Annotated in this window: 15 protein-coding genes; 7 read left to right on the forward strand and 8 right to left on the reverse strand. The window is 70.8% G+C overall.

What is annotated here, in order from left to right; all coding sequences use genetic code 11:
- Positions 1 to 98 precede the first annotated feature (98 nt).
- From ACWDR4_RS36550 to ACWDR4_RS36565, 4 genes are all read right to left on the reverse strand, one after another.
- Positions 99 to 1,136 (reverse strand): hemolysin family protein, encoded by a 1,038-nt coding sequence (locus ACWDR4_RS36550; protein WP_450414863.1) that lies wholly within the window; start codon positions 1,134 to 1,136, stop codon positions 99 to 101.
- Positions 1,133 to 2,479: a hemolysin family protein gene (locus tag ACWDR4_RS36555; RefSeq protein WP_450414865.1), complete on the reverse strand. Its 1,347-nt coding sequence runs from the start codon at positions 2,477 to 2,479 to the stop codon at positions 1,133 to 1,135. Before ACWDR4_RS36555 ends, ACWDR4_RS36550 begins: the two co-directional genes overlap by 4 nt.
- A 164-nt stretch (positions 2,480 to 2,643) precedes the next feature.
- Entirely contained in the window at positions 2,644 to 3,069 is a 426-nt protein-coding gene (locus ACWDR4_RS36560) for a GNAT family N-acetyltransferase (protein WP_450414867.1), read from the reverse strand.
- A gap of 90 nt (positions 3,070 to 3,159) precedes the next feature.
- On the reverse strand, positions 3,160 to 4,827 hold the full coding sequence (locus ACWDR4_RS36565) for an FAD-dependent oxidoreductase (protein ID WP_450414868.1): 1,668 nt from the start codon (positions 4,825 to 4,827) through the stop codon (positions 3,160 to 3,162).
- 278 nt (positions 4,828 to 5,105) lie between these two features.
- Here ACWDR4_RS36565 and ACWDR4_RS36570 point away from each other — a divergent pair, with 278 nt between their 5' ends.
- The 7 genes from ACWDR4_RS36570 to ACWDR4_RS36600 are packed head-to-tail and all read left to right on the forward strand — an operon-like array spanning position 5,106 to position 10,425.
- Complete coding sequence (locus ACWDR4_RS36570; protein WP_450414870.1) at positions 5,106 to 6,230, forward strand: SchA/CurD-like domain-containing protein; 1,125 nt, start codon at positions 5,106 to 5,108, stop codon at positions 6,228 to 6,230.
- Between the two features lie 58 nt (positions 6,231 to 6,288).
- The gene (locus ACWDR4_RS36575; protein ID WP_450414872.1) at positions 6,289 to 6,771 is read left to right on the forward strand and encodes a cupin domain-containing protein; all 483 of its coding nucleotides are present in this window, start codon (positions 6,289 to 6,291) and stop codon (positions 6,769 to 6,771) included.
- Positions 6,768 to 8,036, forward strand: coding sequence for a beta-ketoacyl-[acyl-carrier-protein] synthase family protein (locus tag ACWDR4_RS36580; protein WP_450414873.1), 1,269 nt, complete (start codon positions 6,768 to 6,770; stop codon positions 8,034 to 8,036). The genes ACWDR4_RS36575 and ACWDR4_RS36580 overlap by 4 nt, the downstream gene beginning before the upstream one ends.
- Positions 8,033 to 9,298, forward strand: a complete 1,266-nt coding sequence (locus tag ACWDR4_RS36585; RefSeq protein ID WP_450414875.1) for a ketosynthase chain-length factor — start codon at positions 8,033 to 8,035, stop codon at positions 9,296 to 9,298. Before ACWDR4_RS36580 ends, ACWDR4_RS36585 begins: the two co-directional genes overlap by 4 nt.
- A 26-nt stretch (positions 9,299 to 9,324) precedes the next feature.
- On the forward strand, positions 9,325 to 9,585 hold the full coding sequence (locus ACWDR4_RS36590) for a phosphopantetheine-binding protein (RefSeq protein ID WP_369033825.1): 261 nt from the start codon (positions 9,325 to 9,327) through the stop codon (positions 9,583 to 9,585).
- 2 nt (positions 9,586 to 9,587) lie between these two features.
- On the forward strand, positions 9,588 to 10,064 hold the full coding sequence (locus ACWDR4_RS36595) for an SRPBCC family protein (RefSeq protein WP_450414876.1): 477 nt from the start codon (positions 9,588 to 9,590) through the stop codon (positions 10,062 to 10,064).
- 28 nt (positions 10,065 to 10,092) lie between these two features.
- Positions 10,093 to 10,425 carry a TcmI family type II polyketide cyclase gene (locus tag ACWDR4_RS36600; RefSeq protein ID WP_450414877.1) on the forward strand — a complete coding sequence of 111 codons (333 nt, stop codon included), beginning with the start codon at positions 10,093 to 10,095 and terminating at the stop codon, positions 10,423 to 10,425.
- A gap of 69 nt (positions 10,426 to 10,494) precedes the next feature.
- Here the strand turns inward: ACWDR4_RS36600 and ACWDR4_RS36605 are convergent, their stop codons facing one another.
- The 4 genes from ACWDR4_RS36605 to ACWDR4_RS36620 all read right to left on the reverse strand — a co-directional run bounded on the left by ACWDR4_RS36605 (position 10,495) and on the right by ACWDR4_RS36620 (position 14,103).
- Positions 10,495 to 11,553: a methyltransferase gene (locus tag ACWDR4_RS36605; protein WP_450414879.1), complete on the reverse strand. Its 1,059-nt coding sequence runs from the start codon at positions 11,551 to 11,553 to the stop codon at positions 10,495 to 10,497.
- A gap of 54 nt (positions 11,554 to 11,607) precedes the next feature.
- Positions 11,608 to 12,684: a right-handed parallel beta-helix repeat-containing protein gene (locus ACWDR4_RS36610; RefSeq protein WP_450414880.1), complete on the reverse strand. Its 1,077-nt coding sequence runs from the start codon at positions 12,682 to 12,684 to the stop codon at positions 11,608 to 11,610.
- A 76-nt stretch (positions 12,685 to 12,760) separates the two neighbouring features.
- Positions 12,761 to 13,462, reverse strand: coding sequence for a class F sortase (locus tag ACWDR4_RS36615; RefSeq protein WP_450414882.1), 702 nt, complete (start codon positions 13,460 to 13,462; stop codon positions 12,761 to 12,763).
- Between the two features lie 122 nt (positions 13,463 to 13,584).
- Positions 13,585 to 14,103, reverse strand: coding sequence for a hypothetical protein (locus tag ACWDR4_RS36620; protein ID WP_450414883.1), 519 nt, complete (start codon positions 14,101 to 14,103; stop codon positions 13,585 to 13,587).
- Positions 14,104 to 14,241: the final 138 nt, after the last annotated feature.

The raw sequence follows: 14,241 nt of genomic DNA on the forward strand, positions 1-14,241 counted from the left end.
AAAGATGATAACCCGTGTACATACCCGTCAGTAGGTCGGCCTCCTCACCCGCCTCCCCCTCTGCGCGCTCCCCCTTCGCGCGCTCACCCTCCGCCCGCTCAGGCCGGCTGTCCGAACAGCTCCCGCAGCACGTCCTCCATCGTCACGATGCCCGCGAGCAGCCCGTCCTCGCCCTGCACCGCCGCCAGGTGCGTACGGCTGCGCCGCATCGCCGTGAGGACGTCGTCCAGGGGAGTGTCCGCCCGTACGCTCGCGATGGTCCGCATGTCCCGGACCTGGAAGGCGAGGTCCCGGGGTGCGGCGTCCAGCGCGTCCTTGACGTGCAGGTAGCCGGCGATCCGGCGCTCCTCGTCCACCACCGGGAAGCGCGAGAAGCCCGACTCGGCCGACAGGCGCTCCAGCTCCTCCGGAGTGACGCCCACGCGCGCGTAGACGACGCTTTCCAGCGGGAGCACGACGTCACGCACCGGCCTGCGGCCCAGTTCCAGGGCGTCGTGCAGCCGTTCCAGCGCGCGGTCGTCGATGAGTCCCGCCTCGCCGGAGTCCCGGACCAGGCGGGCCAGTTCGGCGTCGGAGAATGTCGCCGTGACCTCGTCCTTGACCTCGACGCGCAGCAGCCTCAGGAGCGTGTTCGCGAAGGCGTTGATGGTGAAGATCACGGGCTTCAGCGCCCGCGCCAGGGCCACCAGAGGAGGGCCGAGCAGCAGCGCGCTGCGCACCGGCTCCGCGAGGGCGATGTTCTTCGGCACCATCTCGCCGAGCAGCATGTGCAGATAGGTCGCCAGGGCGAGGGCGATCACGAAGGACACCGCGTGACCCGCGCTCTCGGGGACGCCCACCGCGTGGAACACCGGTTCCAGCAGATGCGCGATCGCCGGTTCCGCGACCACACCGAGGATCAGCGTGCACAGCGTGATGCCGAGCTGGGCCGCCGCCATCAGTGCGGACACGTGTTCCAGGCCCCACAGGACGCTCTTCGCCCGCCGGTCGCCGTCCGCGCGGTCCCCGTCGGCGCCTTCAGCCACGTACTGCTCGATCTGGCTGCGGCGTACGGAGATCAGCGCGAACTCGGCGCCCACGAAGAAGGCGTTGACGACCAGTGTCGCCAGACCGATCAGCAGCTGGATCGTGGTCACTTCGCCTCCCCTTCCTTGTCGGTCCCGGCTTCTTCCTTCACGAGCGGTGCGTGCAGCAGGACGCGTGCCGCTCTGCGGCCCGACGCGTCCAGTACTTCCAGGCGCCAGTCGGCCACCTCGACGGTGTCACCGGCCTGCGGAATACGGCCCAGTTCCGTGGCGACGAGGCCCGCGAGCGTCTCGTACGGCCCCTCCGGCATCCGGAGGCCGACGCGGGCGAGCTGGTCGGTGCGGGCGGCGCCGTCCGCGGAGTAGAGGGCGCGGCCCTCGTCGTCCACGCCGGCCGGGTCGAGGTCGGACGTCTCGTGCGGGTCGTGCTCGTCCCGTACCTCGCCGACGACCTCCTCGACGATGTCCTCCAGCGTGGCCACGCCCGCCGTACCGCCGTACTCGTCGATGACGACGGCCATCGTGCGCTTGCCGCCCAGCCGGTCCAGCAGCCGGTCGACGGTCAGTGACTCGGGGACGAGCAGCGGCTCGCGCATCAGTTCGGAGACGCGCACCCGGGGGCGCCGCTCCGCGGGCACCGTCAGACAGTCCTTGATGTGCGCGACGCCGACGACCGAGTCGAGGTTGCCGCGGTAGACGGGGAACCGGGACAGCCCGGTCGCCCGGGTCGCGTTCGCCACGTCCTCGCAGGTCGCCTGGGCGTCGAGGGCGACGACCTGGACGCGCGGTGTCATCACGTTCTCCGCGGTGAGGTCGGCGAGGTTCAGGGTCCGTACGAACAGTTCGGCGGTGTCGGGCTCCAGGGCGCCCTCCTTGGCGGAGTGCCGGGCCAGTGCCGCCAGTTCCTGGGGCCCGCGTGCGGAGGCCAGCTCCTCGGCGGGCTCGATGCCGAAGAGGCGCACCATGCGGTTCGCCGTGTTGTTGAGGTGGGTGATGAACGGCCCGAACACGGCGCTGAACCAGCGCTGCGGTGTCGCCACCCGTTTGGCCACGGCCAGCGGTGCGGAGATCGCCCAGTTCTTGGGCACCAGCTCGCCGACGACCATCAGGAAGACGGTCGACAGCGCCGTACCGAGCACCAGCGCCAGGGACGAGGACGCCGAGGCCGAGACGCCGGCCGACTCCAGCGGGCCCGAGATCAGGGCGGCGATCGACGGCTCGGAGAGCATGCCGACCACGAGATTGGTGACCGTGATGCCGAGCTGCGCGCCGGAGAGCTGGAACGTGAGGTTCCGTACGGCCTTCAGGGCGCTCGCTGCGCCCCGCTCGCCGCGTTCCACGGCCCGTTCCAGCTCGCCGCGCTCGACCGTGGTCAGGGAGAACTCCGCCGCGACGAAGGCGCCACAGGCCAGGGAGAGCAGGATCGCCACCAGGAGGAGGAGCACTTCTGTCATCGGTTCACCTCCGTCCCATGATCGGACAGGGCCGGGGGGACCGCTCGATGTCCAGTGCTACTGGGAGGCTCGCCCATGGGCGGACGCTCACACCTTTCCTCGGAGAAATGAGAGAACTTGGGGAAGAGATTGTTCCGACAATAGTAAAGGATGCGCAAAGTAGCTCAGTCGGTCAGCGGCTTCACCCAGCGACGCCACTGCTCCTCTGGCCCGTACCCGGCCGCCCGCCACGTCTGCTGCCCGCTCTCGTTGCGCTCCAGCACCATGGCGTCCGCGCGCCGTCCGCCCAATCGTACGAAGCGCTCCTCGGCGGCGGCCAGCAGCGCCGAGCCGATGCCCTGGCGCCGCCGCTCCGGATGCACCGCGAGCCGGTAGAGGTGGCAGCGCCAGCCGTCGAAACCGGCTATCACCGTTCCCGCCAGAACCCCGTCGCGCTCTGCGAGAAGCAGGGCTTCGGGGTCCCGGTCGACGAGTCGGGCCACGCCGTCGCGGTCGTCGCTGATGCTGGTTCCCTCGGCGGCCTCGCGCCAGAACGCCAGCACGGAGTCGATGTCGCCGGGGGTGGCGTGGCGGATGTGCAGATCAGTCATGGGGCGAGCCAAGCAGAGCCCCGGTCCGTCTGGCGAACCCGTTTCCATGCACGGACGTGAGGTTTCCGTGCACGAAGACGGATCGAACAGTCAGCGCCGGTCGAAGAGCGCCGAAAGGGCCTCCCGCAACACCGCCTCCGGATCCGCCGACGGCCCCTCCGAGCGCCAGGCGACGAATCCGTCGGGGCGCACCAGCACCGCTCCGTCCATGGAGACGCCGTGCACCTCCGCCCACTCCGGGTCGCTCGCGGGGGACAGCTCCGCGTCCGGCCCGCTGCCGATCCGGTACGAGGTGAGCGGCACCGACAGTTCGCGTGCGACGCCCGTCGCCGCGTCGTGCCAGCCGCCGCCGGCGCCCGCCGAGCTGAGCAGGACCAGCGAACCCTCGTACAGGTCGAGCGTCGAGATCCGGGTGCCCGCGCGGTTCAGCCACAGGTGGGGAGCGCGGCTCCCGGGCTCACCCGTCAGCCGTACGCCCTCGGGCACGACCGGCACCGACGGATCGGCACCCACGACCGCGCCCTGCGGATAGCGGTAGCCCAGCGCCACGTTGAGGATGCCGCCCTTCTTCCCGCCGGGGCCGCCGGCTCCGGGGGAGGGGGTGTACCCGGGGTGGCTGTGCTCGACCGACCGCGCAGAGGCACGGGCGCTCGTCGCCTCCGCGACCGGGCGGCGCTCCAGGTCGTACGACGCCAGCAGACCGGGACCCGCCCAGCCACCGAGCACGGCGGCCAGCTTCCAGGCGAGGTTGTGGGCGTCCTGGATACCGGTGTTGGAGCCGAACGCGCCGGTGGGGGACATCTCGTGGGCCGAGTCGCCGGCGAGGAACACCCTGCCGTCCGCGTACCGTTCGGCGACCCGCTCGGCGGCGTGCCAGGGGGCCCGGCCGGTGATCTCCACATCCAGGTCCGGTACGCCGACGGCCCGCCGGATGTGGTCCCGGCACCGCTCGTCGGTGAACTCCTCCAGCGTCTCGCCGTGTTCGGGGTGCCAGGGCGCGTGGAAGACCCAGCGCTCCCGGTTGTCGACCGGCAGCAGCGCCCCGTCGGCGTCCGGGCTGGTCAGGTAGCAGACGATGAACCGCCGGTCGCCGACCACCTCCGCGAGACCACGGGAGGTGAAGGTGATGCTCACGTTGTGGAACAGGTCGCCCGGGCCGCTCTGCCCGATGCCCAGCTGCTCACGGATCGGGCTGCGCGGACCGTCCGCCGCGACAAGATAGTCCGCCCGGATCGTGGTGTGCTCACCCGTCTCCCGGCTCTTGACCTGCGCGGTCACCCCCTCGGGGCCCTGCTCGAACGACATCAGCTCGGTCGAGAACCGCAGATCCCCGCCCAGCGCCCGCGCGCTCTCCAACAGGACCGGCTCCAGGTCGTTCTGACTGCACAGGCACCAACCGCTCGGGCTGAACCGGGCCAGGCCGCCGCCCGGGTCGATCTCCTTGAACAGCCACTCGCCCGCATCGCCCACCAGGGTCGGCGTCTGCAGGATGCCGTGGTTGTCGGCCAGCACCGACGCCGCCTCCTCGATGCGCCGCTCCACCCCGGCCACCCGGAACAGCTCCATCGTGCGCACGTTGTTCCCCCGCCCCCGTGGATGGATCGAGGTGCCCGAGTGCCGCTCCACGAGGGTGTGCGGCACCCCGAGGCGCCCGAGGAACAGGGAGGTGGACAGGCCCACCAGGGAGCCGCCGACGATCAGGACGGGCGTGCGGTGGCCGCCCGAGCCGTCGGCCTCTTCCGTTTCCGTGCGGTTCATTGAACGCCTCCAGTTTCTGCCGGTGTCTGCCGGGACGCGGGTCAGCGATGGCATGCACCTGCACACTGCGTGCCGCGGGCCCTTTTCGCCCGTCAGGGGCACCCAGATGGCGCACGGTTCACTCGCCCGACCCCGCGGGAGTCGCGCACTCCGCAACTCGCGTCAACTATCGGCTCATGGCGGCCCCGGCTTTCGGCCACGACGGTCGCTCCCCGCCTTCCACCACGAAGGACTTCGACGGCGAAGGACTTCCACCACGAAGAGGAGAGGTGCGCCGGATGACCATCTCGGGACGCATATCGCAGTCAGCGTTCGACGGCTCCAGGCTGCGGGTGATCCTGCTGCTCGACCTGTACGAAGGAGCCCAGCAGCAGTTCCTGGACGCGTACGAACACATGCGCAACCAGGTCGCGTCCGTCCCCGGTCACCTCAGTGACCAGCTCTGCCAGTCCATCGAGAACCCCTCGCAGTGGCTCATCACCAGCGAGTGGGAGAGCGCCCCGCCCTTCCTCGCCTGGGTCAACAGCGAGGAGCACGTCGAGACCGTACGGCCGATGCACAGCTGCGTCCGGGACACCCGGTCGATGCGCTACAGCATCCTCCGCGAGACGACCCCCAACGCCCCGCTCACCCCGGAACAGGCGTCCGCGGCCATGCAGGTGACGGCCCGGGTGGGCGACGGTGTCGCACGCCACGCCCTCACCTTCACCGTCAAGCCGGGCTCCGAGTCCAAGGTCGCCGAGATCCTGGCCGGCTACACCTCGCCCGAGGCCCAGGTCGACGACACCACGCGGCTGCGCCGCACCTCCCTCTTCATGCACGGCAACCGGGTCGTACGGGCCGTCGAGGTCGAGGGCGATCTGCTCGCGGCCCTGCGTCACGTCGCCCGCCAGCCCGAGGTGCGGGCGGTCGAGGAGGCCATCAACCCGTACCTGGAGCAGGACCGGGACCTGTCCGACCCCGACTCCGCGCGGGTCTTCTTCACCCGGGCCGCGCTCCCCGCCGTCCACCACGTGGTCTCCGGCGACGAGGTACCCGCCGGACTGCGCAGGCACGCGCTGTACTACCCGGCGAAGGAAGGCCGGGGCATGGACCTGGCCAAGCTGCTCGCCCACCAGGACGAGGCAGCGGCCGACGACCCGGCGAGCCCGGTGTACGGCAGCACCGTCTTCCAGCGCGATGACATCGTTGTCCGACTCGTCGACCTCACCGGCGAACTCGACGCCGACCCCGTCTCCTCCCTCGGCCTCAAGGGCCCCGGGAAGGCGGCGGAGCTGGAGCGTCTCCTCGACGGTCCCGCGATCGGCGTCGAGGGCTCCCTGGAGACGGACCGCAACATCAACCGCCTCCTGTCGCACGCCGACATGATGCCCGTCACCGACCGCAGCTCCGCCCAGTCCTGACGGATCGCCCTTCCTCCCCGCCCGGACGACGTCCCAGCCCCACCCGGAGGTGTCAACCATGAACAAGCAGCACCCATGCATCGTGGACCTGAGCGAGACAGAACCCAACCGCAGACGCGGCGGCGACCTGCGGGCCATGCTCACGCCCGCCACGGTGGGTTCCACCAGCGGCTTCATGGGCCTGGCCATCGTCCAGCCCGGCGAGCGCATCGGCGAGCACTACCACCCGTACTCCGAGGAGTTCGTGTACGTCGTCGCGGGCGCCCTCGAAGTCGACCTGGACGGCGAGACGCACGCCCTCCGGCCCGACCAGGGACTCCTGATCCCCATCGACGTACGCCACCGCTTCCGCAACGTCGGTGACGTGGAGGCCCGTATGGTCTTCCACCTCGGCCCCCTCGCCCCGCGCCCCAGCCTCGGGCACGTGGACACGGAGGTGACCGAGACCACCGCACCCGGCACGGAGTTCGCCGTCGGCGGGCCGGACCGGCTCGCTCCGGACCACGGACAGCGGTCCGAGCGGAGCGGGGCCATACGGTGACCCGGCGGGTGGCTGTCACCGGCATCGGTGTGGTCGCTCCCGGCGGTACCGGAACGACGGCGTTCTGGGACCTCCTCTCCGGCGGCCGTACCGCGACCCGCGGCATCACGCTGTTCGACCCGGCGGGCCTGCGCTCGCGCATCGCCGCCGAGTGCGACTTCGACCCCCTCGCACACGGCCTCGACCCGACGCTGAGCCAACACGCCGACCGCTACATCCAGTTCGCGATGGTCGCCGCCGACGAAGCCGTACGCGACTCCGGGTTCGCCACCGGCGCCCAGGACCCCTGGCGCGTCGCGGTCTCCCTGGGCAGCGCCGTCGGCGGCACCACCCGCCTGGAACACGACTACGTCCAGGTCAGCTCGGGCGGCCAGCGGTGGGACGTGGACCACCGCGGCGCCGACCCGGAACTGCACCGGGCGTTCTCGCCGAGCACCCTCGCCTCGGTCGTCGCCGAACAGTTCGGCGCCCAGGGCCCGGTGCAGACCGTCTCGACCGGCTGCACCTCCGGGATCGACGCGGTCGGCTACGCCTTCCACACCATCGAGGAGGGCCGGGCCGACATCTGCATCGCCGGGGCGTCGGACTCACCGATCTCGCCGATCACCATGGCGTGCTTCGACGCCATCAAGGCGACCTCGGACAACAACGACGACCCCGAACACGCCTCCAAGCCCTTCGACGCGCACCGCAACGGCTTCGTCATGGGCGAGGGCGCGGCGGTGCTCGTCCTGGAGGACTACGAGCACGCCCGGGCCCGTGGCGCGCACATCTACTGCGAGATCGGCGGCTACGCCACCTACGGCAACGCCTACCACATGACCGGTCTGACCTGCGACGGACTGGAGATGGCCCGGGCGATCGACTCCACGCTCGACCAGGCCCGTCTCGACCCCACACAGATCGACTACGTCAACGCGCACGGCTCGGGCACCAAACAGAACGACCGGCACGAGACCGCCGCCGTGAAGCGGTCCCTGGGCGCGCACGCCTACGACATCCCCATGAGTTCCATCAAATCCATGGTGGGCCACTCGCTCGGCGCGATCGGCGCGATCGAGGTCGTCGCCTGCGTCCTCGCCCTGAAGCACCAGGCCGTGCCACCGACGGCGAACTACGAGACACCCGACCCCGAGTGCGACCTGGACTACGTACCGCGCACGGCGCGCGAACGGAAGCTCAGGAACGTGCTCTCCGTCGGCAGCGGATTCGGCGGCTTCCAGTCGGCCGTACTGCTGACGGGGCCGGGCGGGAGGAAACGATGAAGACCCAGTCTGCCAAGGGCACTCGGCGCACGCCGCGCGCGGCCATCACCGGGATCGGTGTGATCGCGCCCAACGGTCTGCGGGCCGACTCGTACTGGAAGGCCGTCGGCGAGGGCCTCGTCGTCCTGGACGGGATCACCCGCGAGGGCTGCGGGCATCTGCCGCTGCGGGTCGCGGGCGAGGTCCGGGGCTTCGACGCGGCCGGTCTCATCGAGGAACGGTTCCTCGTCCAGACCGACCGGTTCAGCCACTTCGCCATGGCCGCCGCCGCACTCGCCCTCGACGACGCCGGCATCGGCCGGGGCGAACCGGAGGACCCTTTCGACATCGGGGTCGTCACGGCCGCAGGGTCCGGCGGCGGCGAGTTCGGGCAGCGGGAACTCCAGAAGCTGTGGGGCCAGGGATCGCGGTACGTGGGCCCGTACCAGTCCATCGCCTGGTTCTACGCCGCCAGCACCGGCCAGATCTCCATCCGCAGCGGCTTCAAGGGACCGTGCGGAGTGGTCGCGAGCGACGAGGCGGGCGGTCTGGACGCCGTCGCGCACGCCGCACGGGCCGTACGGCGCGGCACCGGCGCGGTCGTCGTCGGTGGCGCGGAGGCACCCCTGGCCCCGTACTCGATGGTCTGCCAGCTCGGTTACGGCGAACTCAGCACCGTCGAGGACCCGTCCCGCGCCTACCGCCCCTTCACCGAGGCCGCCTGCGGCTTCGTGCCCGCGGAGGGCGGCGCGATGCTCGTCGTCGAGGACGAGAACCGCGCCCGTGACCGGGGGGCGCCCGTCCGGGCCGTCGTCGCCGGGCACGCCGCCACCTTCACCGGTGCCTCCCGCTGGGACCGGTCCAGGGACGGGCTCGCCCAGGCGATCAGGGGCGCCCTCGACGAGGCCGGGTGCGCCCCCGAGGAGATCGACGTCGTCTTCGCCGACGCCCTGGGCGTGCCGGAGGCCGACCGCGCCGAGGCCGGGGCCATCGCCGACGCCCTCGGGTCGTACGGCGCCAAGGTCCCCGTCACGGCGCCCAAGACCGGCATCGGGCGCGCCTACTGCGGGGCGCCCGTGCTGGACATCGCGGCGGCGGTGCTCGCCATGGAGCACCGGCTGATCCCGCCCACCCCCAACGTGTTCGACATCTGCCACGACCTCGACCTGGTGATGTCCCGCGCTCGCCCCGCCGAGCCGCGCACGGCCCTGGTCCTCAGCCGGGGACTGATGGGTTCCAACGCGGCGCTGGTAGTGCGCCGCGAGGACGACTCCGCCCGATGACACCGGGCGGGAAGGAGCACACCCGCATGATCACCACCGAAGTGACCTACGACGAGCTGGCCGCCCTCATGAAGAGGGGCGCCGGAGTCACCGTCGACCCCCGCGAACTGGAGCGCGCCTCGGACACCCCCTTCGGGATCCTCGGCCTCGACTCGCTCGGCCTGCTCGGCATCGTCGGCGAGCTGGAGAACCAGTACGGCAAGTCCCTTCCCCCCGACTCGGAGCGCTGCAGGACGCCCCAGGAGTTCCTCGACCTCGTCAACAGCACCCTCAAGGCTGGAGCCTGACCGTGGCCGGACACACCGAGAACAGCATCACCGTCGACGCCCCTCTCGACCTGGTCTGGGACATGACCAACGACATCGAGAACTGGCCGAGACTCTTCACCGAGTACTCCTCCCTCGAAGTCCTCTCCCGCGAGGGCGACACGACGGCCTTCCGGCTGACCATGTTCCCGGACGACAACGGCAAGGTCTGGAGCTGGGTCTCGGAACGGACCGTGAACCGCGCGGAGCGGACCGTCCGGGCCCGCCGCGTCGAGACGGGCCCCTTCGCCCACATGAACATCCTGTGGGAGTACACCGAGCTGCCGGGCGGCACCCAGATGCGCTGGACGCAGGACTTCGCGATGAAGCCCGACGCCCCGGTCGACGACGAGTGGATGACGGACAACATCAACCGCAACTCCCGTACGCAGATGGCGCTCATCCGGGACAAGATCGAGCAGGCCGCCCGCGAACGCCAGAACGCGCCCCTGCCCCGCTGAACCATCCGCCCAGGAAGGACGACCCCCGATGCATCACGCCCTGATCGTCGCCCGTATGGCACCCGGTTCGGCGCCGGCGATCGCCGACCTGTTCGCCACCTCCGACAGCGGTGAACTGCCGCACCTGGTCGGGGTCACCCGCCGCAGCCTCTTCCAGTACGGCGACGTGTACCTGCACTTCATCGAGGCCGACCAGGACCCGGCGCCGGCCATCGCGAAGGTGGCCGGGCACCCCGAGTTCCGGGGCATCAGCGACAAGCTGTCGGCGTACGTCTCCGCGTACGACCCGCAGACCTGGCGCAGCCCCAAGGACGCCATGGCGCACTGCTTCTACCAGTGGGAGCGCGACGGCCGCTCCTGAGCACACAAACCCCGAGGCCGGTATCGCGGAAGTCGCGATACCGGCCTCGGGGTTTGTGCTGGGAGCGGGTCAGCCGGGGACGGTGCACTCGAAGGCGTGCAGATACGCGTTGACCGGGCGGATCTCGCCGATGACCAGGCCCGCGTCCGTCAGCCGGTCGACCATGCTCTGCCGGGTGTGCTTCGCACCGCCGACGTTGAGGAGCAGCAGCAGGTCCATGGCCGTCGTGAACTTCATCGAGGGGGTGTCGTCCACGAGGTTCTCGATCACGACGACCCGCGCACCGGGCCGCGCCGCCTTGCGGACGTTCGCCAGCGCCCGGCGGGTGCTGTCGTCGTCCCACTCCAGGATGTTCTTGATGATGTACACATCCGCCTGTACGGGGATGTCCTCCCGGCAGTCCCCGGCCACGATGCTCACCCGCGGGGCCAGTGAACCCCCGTCGCGCAGCCGTGGATCGGCGTTCTCCACCACGCCGGGCAGGTCGAGCAGCGTGCCGTGCATCCCGGGGTGCTTCTCCAGGAGGCTCGCCACGACCCGGCCCTGACCGCCGCCGATGTCCGCGACCGAGGACACCCCGGCCAGGTCCAGCAGGTTCGCGACGTCCCGCGCCGACTGCTCGCTGGACGTCGTCATCGCGCGGTTGAAGACGTACGCCGACTCGGGGGCCTCCTCGTTGAGGTACGAGAAGAACTCCCGGTCGTACATGTCCTCGAAGACGTTCCGGCCGGTGCGCACCGCCTCGTCCAGCTGCGGCCAGACGTTCCACGTCCACGGCTCGGTGCACCACAGCGCGATGTAGCGGAGGCTGTGCGGGTCGTCCTCGCGCAGCAGCCGGGACATCTCCGTGTGGACGAAGGTGCCGTCGGGGCGCTCCTCGAAGACGCCCTGGCAGGACAGCGCGCGCAGCAGCCGTCGCAATGTCTGCGGCTGGGTCTTCACCGCCGCGGCGAGGTCCTCCACGGTCATGGGCGTGTCCTGCATGGCGTCGGCGACGCCCAGCCGGGCGGCGGCGCGTACGGCGGCGGCGCAGGCCGCCCCGAAGACGAGTTCCCGCAGCCGCATCGGCGGTGGGGGAGCGGGAGGAGCCGGGGAGGAAGCCGGGGGAGCCGGATCAACGGTCGTCATGTGTTGCCTCGCCTTCGTGGTTGTGCCGTGCGGGGGGTTCGGGGAGCCGGTCGGTCAGCACATTCCGGCGGGTTCGGAGACCCCGCAGGTGTTGTCGCGGAAGGTGTTGTTCGTCCCGGTGTCCCGGTCGGCGAGATCGGCCGTGCTGTTGCGCAGCACCACGTTGTCGCGGATCTCGTTGCTCTCGTTGGGGGCGCCCACGAAGCTCTTGAACAGCACGATGCCGCCTGACAGCGGTGAGGCGCCCACGTTGTCCTCGACCCTGTTCTTCGTCACCAGCGTCTTCTCGGTGCCGGTGAGGACGATGCCCGAGCCCTGGAGGAAGGGCAGTCGGGGGGTCTTCGGACACAGTTTGTTGTTGGCGTGGATGTGGTTGCGGCTCACGGTCATCGCCCCGGCGCGCGGTGTGCCCTCGTCGCCCACCACGAACACGGCGGCGCAGTTCCCGGTCGCCTCGTTGCGTTCGACGGTCAGGTTCCGCAGCCGCCGTACCGTGACGCCGATCCGGTTGCCGACCAGGCGGTTGTTGCTGACGACGGTGCCCTTGGAGTCCTGGGCGCCGTCCTCGCGGTCGACGGTGTTGGCGACGAAGAGCCCGGCGTCGCCGTTGTTCCTGGCGAGGTTGCGGCTGAACACACCGCGTACGGACCTCTCCTGGGCGATGCCCCACTGGCCGTTCTTCTCGGCGGTCACGTTCTGGACCTTCAGCTGGTCGGTCCAGGTCGCCCACAGACCGTTCTTGGCGAAGCCCCGGATCGTCAGCGAGCGCAGGGTGACGCCCTTGACGGGGCTGGCCTTGGTGCCGGTCACACAGATGCCGTTGCCCGCTGTGGCACAGGTGCTGTCGGCGGCCGGGCCGGGCACGATGACGGCGGGTCCGGCGATGGATCCCCGGAGGGTCAGGTCCGGCACGGTGATGCGGACGCTCTCGCGGTAGGTGCCGGGGGAGAGGACAACGGTGTCCCCCGGCCGCGCGGCGTCCACGGCCTTCTGGATCGATTCGCCGGGCTGCACCCGGTGGACTCGGAGTACTTGGTGCGCCGTGCGGTGGTCCGCCGGCGCGGCGGCGCCGAGCCCCGACGCAACAACAGCAGCGGTGCATGCGAGGTGGGTGATCTGTCGTCTGGTCATATGCCGAAGCTAGGAGCGGGTGTTCCGGCCCGCCACCGCTGATCACCCAGGTGGGCTTGTGGCAGCCGCCGACGGGTCAGACGAGGTGGGCGAAGACGACCAGGTTCTCGGTGTAGTCCTTCGCCTTGTGGTCGTAGTCACCGGCGCAGGTGATCAGCCGGACCTGGGCCTGCGGGGTGTCGGCGTACACGCGCCGGTCGGGGAAGTCGTCCTTCTCGAACGTCTCGGCGCTGTCGACCACGAAGACGGCCGTCCGCCCGTCGGAGCGCTTGACGGCGAACCGGTCGCCCTTGTCCAGCTCGCTCAGCTCGGCGAACACGGCCGGAGAGGTCGCCGTGTCGACATGCCCGGCGATGATCGCGGTGCCCCTCTCACCGGGGGACACGCCGTCGGCCTGCCAGCCGACCAGGTTCACGTCGTCGGCGGGCGGCGCTTCGAGCTGTCCCGACTCGGTGATGTCGAGGCCGACGAAGGGGGCGTCCACATCGATGGCCGGGATGAGCAGCCGCGTCGGCCTGGCCCGCGCCAGATACTTCCCGGCCCGTGGCGGGGCCGAGGCCCTCGGCGAGGCGGACGAGGACGGCGAGGCCGACGCGGACGGTGCGTGCGCCGCCGCGGCGCGGGGTGCGCGGTCGTCGTCGGACGACTCGTCGTTCCCGGAGAAAAGGATCAGCACAGGGAGCAGGAGTACGACGGACCACGCGACCAGACGCACAAGGAAGCGCCGCTTGGACGACACGGACGCGGCTTCAAGAAAGGAAGGCAACCGGGTTGCCATCGGGAACCACCTAACTGGAACACGGGCATGGCACGAAGGGGGGGCTGAACCGGCCGGGCCGCCGCAGTGCGCACAGGCGGATGTGCGCACGCGACGGCCCCGGCTGCTATGTCAGGCATCGGTCAGGACGCCTGGTCGGCCGCGTTCCTGCGGCGCATCGTGTACGCACCCGCGCCGACGACCGCCAGGGCCGCCAGCCCGCCGGCCGTGACACCCGGGTTCGCGAGGGCGCCGCCACCGGTGTGCATGCCACCGCTGGGCTTCTCGTGCTTGGAGCCCCAGTCGCCCTTGCTGCTCTCCTCTTCCTTGTCGGCGGAGTCCCAGTCGCCGGAGCCCTTGGCGGCCTGGTCGTCGCTGGCGGCCGGGGCCTCCTTGTCGGCCTCCCAGTCCTTCTTGGCGTCGTCGGCGGCGGCGGTGTCGTCGCCCTTGCTCCAGTCGCCCTCGTTCACCGCGGTGAGCGCGCCGCCACCCGTGTGGATTCCACCGTTCGGCTTGTCGTGCTTGCTGTCCTTGTCGTGCTCCTTGCTGTAGGAGGAGTCACCGTTGTCCCAGTCGCCGTCGGCGGCGAGGGCGCCGGGTGCGGCGATCGCGAGAGCGGCCGTGGCCGTCGCGGTAGCGAGGAGCAGGCGGGCAGAGCGCATGGTCGAAGTCCTTCCGCCGCTGCCGGGACGCTGACGTGATGTCAGCTGATGGAACCCGGCCTCGACGTGATCCACCGTCAGCCAGTCCCGCCCGCCGCACCACTCGGGGCGCCCACCCGACTGACCCGCACGGCGGCA

The sequence above is a fragment of the Streptomyces sp. NPDC000878 genome (assembly GCF_053599695.1).

What these genes read in the sequence shown, in the direction of transcription:
- ACWDR4_RS36555 (WP_450414865.1), bottom strand. Translation starts at nt 2,479, where the DNA reads ATGACAGAAGTGCTCCTCCTCCTGGTGGCGATCCTGCTCTCCCTGGCC.
- ACWDR4_RS36560 (WP_450414867.1), bottom strand. Translation starts at nt 3,069, where the DNA reads ATGACTGATCTGCACATCCGCCACGCCACCCCCGGCGACATCGACTCC.
- ACWDR4_RS36565 (WP_450414868.1), bottom strand. Translation starts at nt 4,827, where the DNA reads ATGAACCGCACGGAAACGGAAGAGGCCGACGGCTCGGGCGGCCACCGC.
- ACWDR4_RS36570 (WP_450414870.1), top strand. Translation starts at nt 5,106, where the DNA reads ATGACCATCTCGGGACGCATATCGCAGTCAGCGTTCGACGGCTCCAGG.
- ACWDR4_RS36575 (WP_450414872.1), top strand. Translation starts at nt 6,289, where the DNA reads ATGAACAAGCAGCACCCATGCATCGTGGACCTGAGCGAGACAGAACCC.
- ACWDR4_RS36585 (WP_450414875.1), top strand. Translation starts at nt 8,033, where the DNA reads ATGAAGACCCAGTCTGCCAAGGGCACTCGGCGCACGCCGCGCGCGGCC.
- ACWDR4_RS36590 (WP_369033825.1), top strand. Translation starts at nt 9,325, where the DNA reads ATGATCACCACCGAAGTGACCTACGACGAGCTGGCCGCCCTCATGAAG.
- ACWDR4_RS36600 (WP_450414877.1), top strand. Translation starts at nt 10,093, where the DNA reads ATGCATCACGCCCTGATCGTCGCCCGTATGGCACCCGGTTCGGCGCCG.
- ACWDR4_RS36605 (WP_450414879.1), bottom strand. Translation starts at nt 11,553, where the DNA reads ATGACGACCGTTGATCCGGCTCCCCCGGCTTCCTCCCCGGCTCCTCCC.
- ACWDR4_RS36610 (WP_450414880.1), bottom strand. Translation starts at nt 12,684, where the DNA reads ATGACCAGACGACAGATCACCCACCTCGCATGCACCGCTGCTGTTGTT.
- ACWDR4_RS36615 (WP_450414882.1), bottom strand. Translation starts at nt 13,462, where the DNA reads ATGGCAACCCGGTTGCCTTCCTTTCTTGAAGCCGCGTCCGTGTCGTCC.
- ACWDR4_RS36620 (WP_450414883.1), bottom strand. Translation starts at nt 14,103, where the DNA reads ATGCGCTCTGCCCGCCTGCTCCTCGCTACCGCGACGGCCACGGCCGCT.